The organism is Microbacterium sp. (assembly GCF_051953575.1).
Lineage (GTDB): Bacteria > Actinomycetota > Actinomycetes > Actinomycetales > Microbacteriaceae > Microbacterium.
The window spans coordinates 1-7,502 of the sequence record NZ_JBQCIP010000277.1 but is presented as its reverse complement, the minus strand read 5'-3'; the positions used below and the strand labels follow the sequence as shown (position 1 = coordinate 7,502).

The window sequence follows — 7,502 nt, the reverse complement described above, 5'->3', positions numbered from 1 at the left end:
TCCCCTCCTCCTCGTCCTCATCGTCGCGGGCATCGCAGCGGCCTTCTGCTGGTTCATGTCGCTCGTCACGAAAGAGACATCGTGGATCGACCGGCTGTGGTCGGTCGTGCCGGTGATCTACGTGTGGATCTTCGCGATCGCGGCCCTCGCCGACGGACTCGACGCGACCCGCCTGCTCCTGATGGCGATCGTCGTCACCGCCTGGGGCGCACGGCTCACCTTCAACTTCGCGCGCAAGGGCGGCTACACCGGCATGGAGGACTACCGGTGGGCGATCCTGCGCGGGCGCATGACCGGCTGGCAGTTCCAGCTGTTCAACCTGTTCTTCATCGTCCTGTACCAGAGCGCTCTGCTCGTGCTCATCACGCTTCCCGCCTACATCGCGTGGCAGCATCCCTCGCCCTTCAATGGATGGGATGCCGTCTTCGCGGCGCTGTTCGTCGCGTTCCTGGTCGGCGAGACCGTCGCGGATCAGCAGCAGTGGCGGTTCCACCAGGCGAAGAAGGCCGCGGGCGGAACGCTGGAGCCGGGCTTCCTCACGACGGGACTCTTCGCCTACAGCCGCCACCCGAACTTCTTCTTCGAGCAGGCGCAGTGGTGGGCCTTCTATGCGATCGGCGCCGTCGCGCTCGTCGCGGACGGCGGCAGCTGGCTCAACTGGACGATCGTCGGCGCCGCGCTGCTGAGCGTGCTGTTCATCGGCTCGACGATCTTCACCGAGTCGATCTCGTCGGCGAAGTACCCGGCGTACCGGGAGTATCAGCGCACGACGTCGATGCTCGTGCCGCTCCCCCGCCGCCGGGGCTCGAAAGCCCCCGAGACGGCCTGAACGCCTACTCCAGGCGGCCGCCGGACGCGCGGAGGTAGTCCTCGGCGCACAGCGACTCGTACGTGATCCGGTCGGCGGTGAGTTCGTCGATCGCCACCTGGTCGCCGTCGAATACGAAGCGGCCGCCCACGAGGCGGGCGTTGAAGAGCGCCTTGCGTCCGCAGCGGCAGATGGTCTTGAGCTCTTCGAGGCTGTGGGCCAGCTCGAGCAGTCGCGCCGACCCCGGGAAGGCCTGCGTCTGGAAGTCGGTGCGGATGCCGTAGGCGAGCACCGGCACGCCGTCGAACACTACGATACGCAGCAGGTCGTCGACCTGCTCGCGCGTGAGGAACTGCGCCTCGTCGATGAGCAGGCACGCGACATCGACCTCGTGCTCGAGCGCCTCGGGCACGAGGGTGCCTGCCGCCTCAGCCTTGACACGCGCACGATGCTCAGCGAACAGAGCACGGATGTCGTCGTCCGGGTGCACCAGGAAGTCGACGGTGCGCTTGACGCCCAGCCGGCTGTCGATCTGGTCGGCGCCCTTGGTGTCGATGGCGGGCTTGGCCAGCAGCACGTGCTGGCCGCGCTCCTCGTAGTTGTACGCGGCCTGGAGCAGCGACGTCGACTTGCCGGAGTTCATCGCGCCGTATCGGAAGTAGAGCTTGGCCACGGATCGAGCGTAGTGGGCTCAGCGTCCGCCGAAGCCTCCGCCTCCTCCGCCACCGCCGGAGAACCCGCCCCCGAACGAGCCGCCCGACGACGACCAGCTGCTGGAGAACGACGAGCCCGACGAGCTGGACGAACTGCCGCTGGAGACCGGGGTCGCAGCCAGGCGGCCGATCGACGACGAGGCGTCCGACAGCGAGTTGGACGTCACGGAGTCGAATAGCGCGACCCGTGTCGCCGGAACCTCGGCCGGTGCGGCGGCCTGGATCACCCGCACCCACTCCCGCTGCATCCCGAACAGCACCGCGTACGGCAGCAGCCGCTCGTACAGGTTCACGACCTCCGCACCCGGCGCGTTCGACGCGTCGCCGTAGGCGCGGCGCCCCGCCGACACCAGATCGGCGGTCTGCGGCGTCTGCGCGGCGCGCAGCCGGTCCTCCTCGGCCAGACGCAGATACTCCCGGATGCCCTCCAGGTACGTCTTGTGGCGCCCCCCGGCCAGGGTGAGCGTGGTCTTGGGCAAGCCGAACCACGGCAGCACGATGAAGGCGCCGAACGCGCTGGCGATCGACAGGAAGTTGATCCAGCCGCCGAGTGCGCCGAGATCGGTGAGCACCGAGGGGACCGCGTCGAGGAAGAACGTCATCACGACGGCGACCGCGAGTCCGCCGAACTGCAGCAGCCCTCGCACCGCACCCACCCAGCCCGGCGTGCGGCTGCGGTAGCCTCGGTCGACCGTCGAGTCCTCGATACGCCGCACGTACGTGACCGCACGCACCGGGGGCTTCTCGGCGAACGCGCCCAGGTCGACGCGATCGCCGGGTGCGGCATCCTTTCCGAACAGCGTCGTGACGATGCGCCGGTCGTCGTGCTCGAGTCCCTCCGCGTCCCGGAGGACGACGTGGAAGTCGTCGGCGTCGGAGCGGTCGCCGGATGCCGTGATCTCGACCTTGTCGCGCACGGCGAGGTCGACGACATGGGCGGCGAGGGCCTTGGCCGGCACTCCGAGCACGCCTGCCGACAGCGTCGGCGACTCGTCCACCGGCGGCGTGTACTCCACGATCACCGGCGAGCGGTCGGGATTGCGGCGCAGGAACCGCTTCATCACCAGCACGAAGACCAGCCCGCCGAACCCCGCGAGGAGGCCCAGCACGGGGAGGATCCACTCCCACCAGGGGTAGGGGGGCGGAGGAGGCGGCGACGGGGCCACGAAGGTGCCGAGCTCGAAGCCGATCGCGACGGTGACGTTCTCATCCGGGCCGAGGCCGGTGTCGCCGGCCGTGAACGACGACTGCGTGTCGGCCGTGCCCGACATGCCGTGGCCCGCCGCCCACACGGCGACCGTGTCGGGCACGGTGACACCCTCCGTCGCCTCGATGGCGCACTGCTCGGTGGACTGCACAGGCCCGGTGTAGCAGAACGCACGGTCGGGAAGCAGGCCGTCCGCCGCGTCGCCGAGGATGTGCACGTTCGCCCGCACGTCTGCGAAGGGCTGCGCGTGGTCGGTGCCCACGGTGTCCCAGTAGAACTCGTCGGCGGCCGTGTCTTCGAACCGCAGCACGACGTCGCTCATCGTGTACGAGATCACGTACGTCTGCGGTCCATGCACGTACGTGTCGTCGCCGGTGAGCACGTAGACGAAGTCGTCGTCCTCCTCGGTCCACCAGGGGACGGCCCCGCCCGCGGCGTCGGTGACGCCCTGCACCTCGGGGTCGTGCGCGATGCCGGAGTCCGCCTTCGGTATCCACCGCACGATGCCCTTGTTCTGGTCGAAGTCCGGGAAGTGCGCGACGATCCGCTCCGTCGTGTACAGCTGGCTCCGGCCGCCGGCATCCCTTCCGAGCCAGTAGTCCCCCTCGAACGCGTCGTACGAGAACTCGTCGACCGACCCCGCCACACGCAGCGCCGCGGCGGACGACGAGCCCGCCCGTGCGGCGACACCCGCGCTGTCGGCGGCCGTCGTCGGGCGAAGGATCGCCAGGGCGCCCGCCACCGCAAGAACCGCCACGAGGGCGATGACGACGCCCCAGAACCGCCAGGTGAGCCGTTCACGCATGCCCCCACCCTAGGGGGTGGGGTGGCCTGGGCTCAGGCCGTGAGGGCGAGCGTCTCGGCGGTCTCGTCCAGCAGCTCTCGCGCGACCTCGGGTCGCGGGTTGAGCGTCTCGCCGTAGCTCGGGATCAGCTCGCGCAGCCGCGGCTCCCATTCGGCGATGCGGTCGGGGAAGCACGTCTTCAGCAGACCGAGCATGATCGAGACGGCCGTCGAGGCACCCGGCGAGGCGCCGAGCAGACCAGCGATCGTGCCGTCCGCGCCGGTGACGACCTCGGTGCCGAACTGCAGCACGCCGCCCTTCTCGGGATCCTTCTTCATGACCTGGGCACGCTGGCCGGCCTGGATGAGCGTCCAGTCGCCGTCCTTCGCCGTCGGCATGAACACGCGCAGCGCATCGACCTTGCGGTGGTGGTTCTTGACGAGCTCGCTGAGCAGGTACGTGATAAGGCTCGGGTTGTCCCACGCGACCTTCAGCATCGGGCCGAGGTTGTGCAGGCGCACCTGGCCGACGATGTCGAACCACGAGCCGTTCTTGAGGAACTTCGGGCTGAAGGTCGCGAACGGACCGAACAGCAGGGATGCCTCGCCGTCGACGACGCGCGTGTCGAGGTGCGGCACCGACATCGGCGGTGCGCCCACCGACGCCTGCGAGTACACCTTCGCCTTGTGCTGCGCGACGATCGCGGGGTCGGAGGTCTTGAGGAACTGCCCGCCGATCGGGAACACGCCGTAGCCCGCGATCTCAGGGATGCCCGAGCCCTGCAGGAGCTTCAGCGCCCAGCCGCCCGCTCCGACGAAGACGAACTTGGCCCGGATCTCGCCCGGGGTGCGGCCGACCGTGCGACGGTACTTGGCGCGCCACGTGCCATCCGGGAGCCGCTTGAGCTTGCGCACCTCGGTGTTGGTGCGCACATCGGCACCGGCGTCGGCGAGGCGATCGAGCAGCTGACGCGTGAGTGCGCCGAAGTCGACGTCGGTGCCCGCGGGCATGCGCGTCGCCGCGAACGGCTCGCCCTTGCGACGCTTCTGCATGAGCAGCGGCGCCCACTGGTTGATGACGCGCGAGTCCTCGCTGTACTCGATGCCCTCGAACAGGGGCTGGTCCTTGAGGGCCTCGTAGCGCTTCTTGAGGTATGCGACATCCTTCTCGCCGCGCACGAAGGTCATGTGCGGGGTCGAGTTGATGAACGTGGTGGGTGCGTCGAGCACGCCAGCGTCCACGAGCGACGACCACAGCTGGCGGCTCTGCTGGAACTGCTCGTTGATCGAGATCGCCTTCGCCGGGTCGACCGAGCCGTCCTTGCCCTCGGGCATGTAGTTCAGCTCGCACAGCGCGGCGTGGCCGGTGCCGGCGTTGTTCCACGCGTTCGAGCTCTCCAGAGCGACATCGCTCAGGCGCTCGAACACCGCGATCTTGAGGTCCGGCTGCAGCTCGTGCAGCAGCGTGCCCAGCGTCGCGCTCATGATCCCGCCGCCGATCAGCAGCACATCGACGGTTTCGACGTGGGGCGCGTGCGGGTTCGTGGACTCAGCGGGCGTTTCGGTCACCCCACAATCCTAGTTCGCCCGCACACCGCCGACGTCGCCGCGACGGCCAGCCGAGCGTGCTGCGCTGTCCACCATGTATGAAGGGGATGCCGCGGGTCGCGGCATCCCCTTCGTCACAGCTGATCGGGTCAGGCGTTGGCGCCCAGCTTCGCGGCGACGACCTCGGCGACCTGCACGGCGTTGAGAGCGGCGCCCTTGCGCAGGTTGTCGTTCGAGATGAACAGCACAAGGCCCTTGCCCTCGGGTGCCGACTGGTCGGCGCGGATGCGTCCGACGTAGCTCGGGTCGGTGCCGGCGGCCTGGAGCGGCGTGGGCACCTCTTCGAGCTTGACGCCGGGCGCCGAGGCAAGAACCTCGCGTGCGCGGTCGGGCGTGATGTCACGGGCGAACTCGACGTTGATCGACAGCGAGTGGCCGGTGAGGACGGGGACCCGCACGCACGTGCCCGCGACGCGGAGGTCGGGGAGCTCGAGAATCTTGCGGCTCTCGTTGCGGAGTTTCTTCTCCTCGTCCGTCTCGTTGTCGCCGTCGTCGACCAGGTTGCCGGCGAAGGGGATGACGTCGAACGCGATGGGAGCGATGTACTTCTCGGGCTGGGGGAAGTCGAGGGCCGCGCCGTCTCGGGCAAGACGCTCGACGTCGCCCTGGGCGAGCACGCCCTCGAGCTGGCCGAGGAGCTCCTGGACACCTGCGAGGCCGGAGCCGCTCACCGCCTGGTAGGTGCTCACGATGAGGCGCTCGAGTCCGGCCTCGGCGTCGAGGACCTTGAGGATCGGCATCGCGGCCATCGTGGTGCAGTTGGGGTTCGCGATGATGCCCTTGCGCGCCTCGGCGATCGCGTGCGGGTTCACCTCGCTGACCACCAGCGGCACGTCCGGGTCCATGCGCCACGCGCTCGAGTTGTCGATGACGATCGCACCGGCCTCGGCGAACCGCGGAGCGTACGTGCGACTGCCGGTCGCGCCGGCGGAGAACAGGGCGATGTCGATCCCCGCGAAGTCCGACGTGGCGACATCCTCCACGGTGACGGCCTTGCCCTGGAAGACGACGTCCGAACCGGCGGAGCGGGCCGTCGCGAACGCGCGGATCTCACGCACCGGGAAGCCGCGCTCCTCGAGGATGTCGAGCATCGCACCGCCGACCTGGCCGGTGGCGCCGACGACGGCGACGGAGAGTCCTGAATCGGAGATGCGGGTCATGACGGGTTCCTCAGCGGGGCATGGAGCGGACGCGCGGGCATCGTCGGACGCGCGGGGTTTGGGCGATTCTACCGCCGGGGCGGACCACCCCGGCCCGCCGTTACATCGCGCCGCCGTCAGGCCGCCGGCACCCGCAGCTTGAAGCCGACGTGAGACGGCGTGTACCCGAGGCGCTCGTAGAAGCGGTGGGCGTCGACCCGCGCGGCGTCGGACGTGAGCTGGATCAGACGGGCTCCGAGCACGGGAGCGGCGACCTCCTCCACCCAGCGCATCATGGCCGCGCCGATCCCGGACGAGCGGCGATCGCTCGCCACACGGACCGTCTCGACCTGCAGGCGGTCGGAGCCGGCCCGGGCGAGGCCCGGGATGACGGTCAGCTGCATCGTGCCGATGAGGCGGTCGCCGTCCGTCACCACGAGCTGCGTGTTCGACGGATCCGACTGGATGCGGGCGAGCGCCCGGCCGTACGCAGGACGGAGCTCGTCGAGACCGTTGTCGCCGCGGGCGGCGCTGATGGGATCGTCCGACAGCAGCGCCATGAGCGCCTCGAGGTCATCAGCCTCGGCGGCGCGGAGCGTGACGTCGCCGTCGCGCGTGGCGAGCGTGACCGGCAGGTCGAGGGCGGCGAGCACGCCGTTCAGCGGCCGGTGCCGGCGTGAACGATCGCTTCGACGTCGCCGTCGAGGCCGTAGGCCGTGTGCACGACGCGCGCCGCCTCGGCGAGGTCGTCGCCGCGGACCACGACCGAGATGCGGATCTCGGAGGTCGAGATCATCTCGATGTTGATGCCCGCGACGCTGAGCGCCTCGAACAGCGTCGCCGAGACACCGGAGTGCGTGCGCATGCCGGCGCCGACGACCGAGAGCTTGCCGATCTGGTCATCGTGGACGAGGCTCTCGAACCCGATGTCGGCCTGGTCGGCCGCGAGCGCCTTGAGCGCGGTCGCGGCGTCGGTCTTGGGCAGCGTGAACGAGATGTCGGTACGGCCGGTGGTCGCCGCCGACACGTTCTGCACGATCATGTCGACGTTGGCGCCGGACTTCGCGACGACCTTGAAGATCTCGGCGGCCTTGCCGGGCACATCCGGCACGCCGATGACGGTGATCTTGGCCTGGCCGAGGTCGGTGGCGACTCCGGCGACGATGGGCTCTTCCATCTCTTCTCCCTCTTGGCCGTCGGGAGCGGTCATCCCCGGGCCGAGCACGTAGGTTCCCACGCCCGAG

General features: G+C 69.6%; 7 protein-coding genes. 1 reads left to right on the top strand and 6 read right to left on the bottom strand.

From position 1 onward, the window contains the following. Positions 1-829 (top strand): DUF1295 domain-containing protein (locus tag ACTHNQ_RS17250; RefSeq protein WP_440335181.1); only part of this gene is annotated, 829 nt, incomplete at its 5' end. A 4-nt stretch (positions 830-833) separates the two neighbouring features. Here ACTHNQ_RS17250 and ACTHNQ_RS17245 read toward each other — a convergent pair. From ACTHNQ_RS17245 to ACTHNQ_RS17220, 6 genes are all read right to left on the bottom strand, one after another. Next, positions 834-1,481, bottom strand: a complete 648-nt coding sequence (locus ACTHNQ_RS17245; RefSeq protein WP_440335180.1) for a thymidine kinase — start codon at positions 1,479-1,481, stop codon at positions 834-836. 18 nt (positions 1,482-1,499) lie between these two features. Next, a complete protein-coding gene (locus ACTHNQ_RS17240) occupies positions 1,500-3,533 on the bottom strand; it encodes a DUF2207 family protein (RefSeq protein ID WP_440335179.1) in 2,034 nt (677 codons plus the stop codon). 32 nt (positions 3,534-3,565) lie between these two features. Further along, the gene (locus ACTHNQ_RS17235) at positions 3,566-5,080 is read right to left on the bottom strand and encodes a malate:quinone oxidoreductase (protein ID WP_440335178.1); all 1,515 of its coding nucleotides are present in this window, start codon (positions 5,078-5,080) and stop codon (positions 3,566-3,568) included. 128 nt (positions 5,081-5,208) lie between these two features. Then, complete coding sequence (locus ACTHNQ_RS17230) at positions 5,209-6,279, bottom strand: aspartate-semialdehyde dehydrogenase (protein ID WP_018172651.1); 1,071 nt, start codon at positions 6,277-6,279, stop codon at positions 5,209-5,211. Between the two features lie 116 nt (positions 6,280-6,395). After that, positions 6,396-6,911 (bottom strand): GNAT family N-acetyltransferase, encoded by a 516-nt coding sequence (locus tag ACTHNQ_RS17225; RefSeq protein ID WP_440335177.1) that lies wholly within the window; start codon positions 6,909-6,911, stop codon positions 6,396-6,398. Positions 6,912-6,916: 5 nt separating this feature from the next. Next, positions 6,917-7,502 (bottom strand): ACT domain-containing protein (locus ACTHNQ_RS17220; protein ID WP_440335176.1); only part of this gene is annotated, 586 nt, incomplete at its 5' end.

Coding starts and splice junctions, on each gene's coding strand:
- ACTHNQ_RS17230 (WP_018172651.1), bottom strand. CDS start 6,279: ATGACCCGCATCTCCGATTCAGGACTCTCCGTCGCCGTCGTCGGCGCC.
- ACTHNQ_RS17240 (WP_440335179.1), bottom strand. CDS start 3,533: ATGCGTGAACGGCTCACCTGGCGGTTCTGGGGCGTCGTCATCGCCCTC.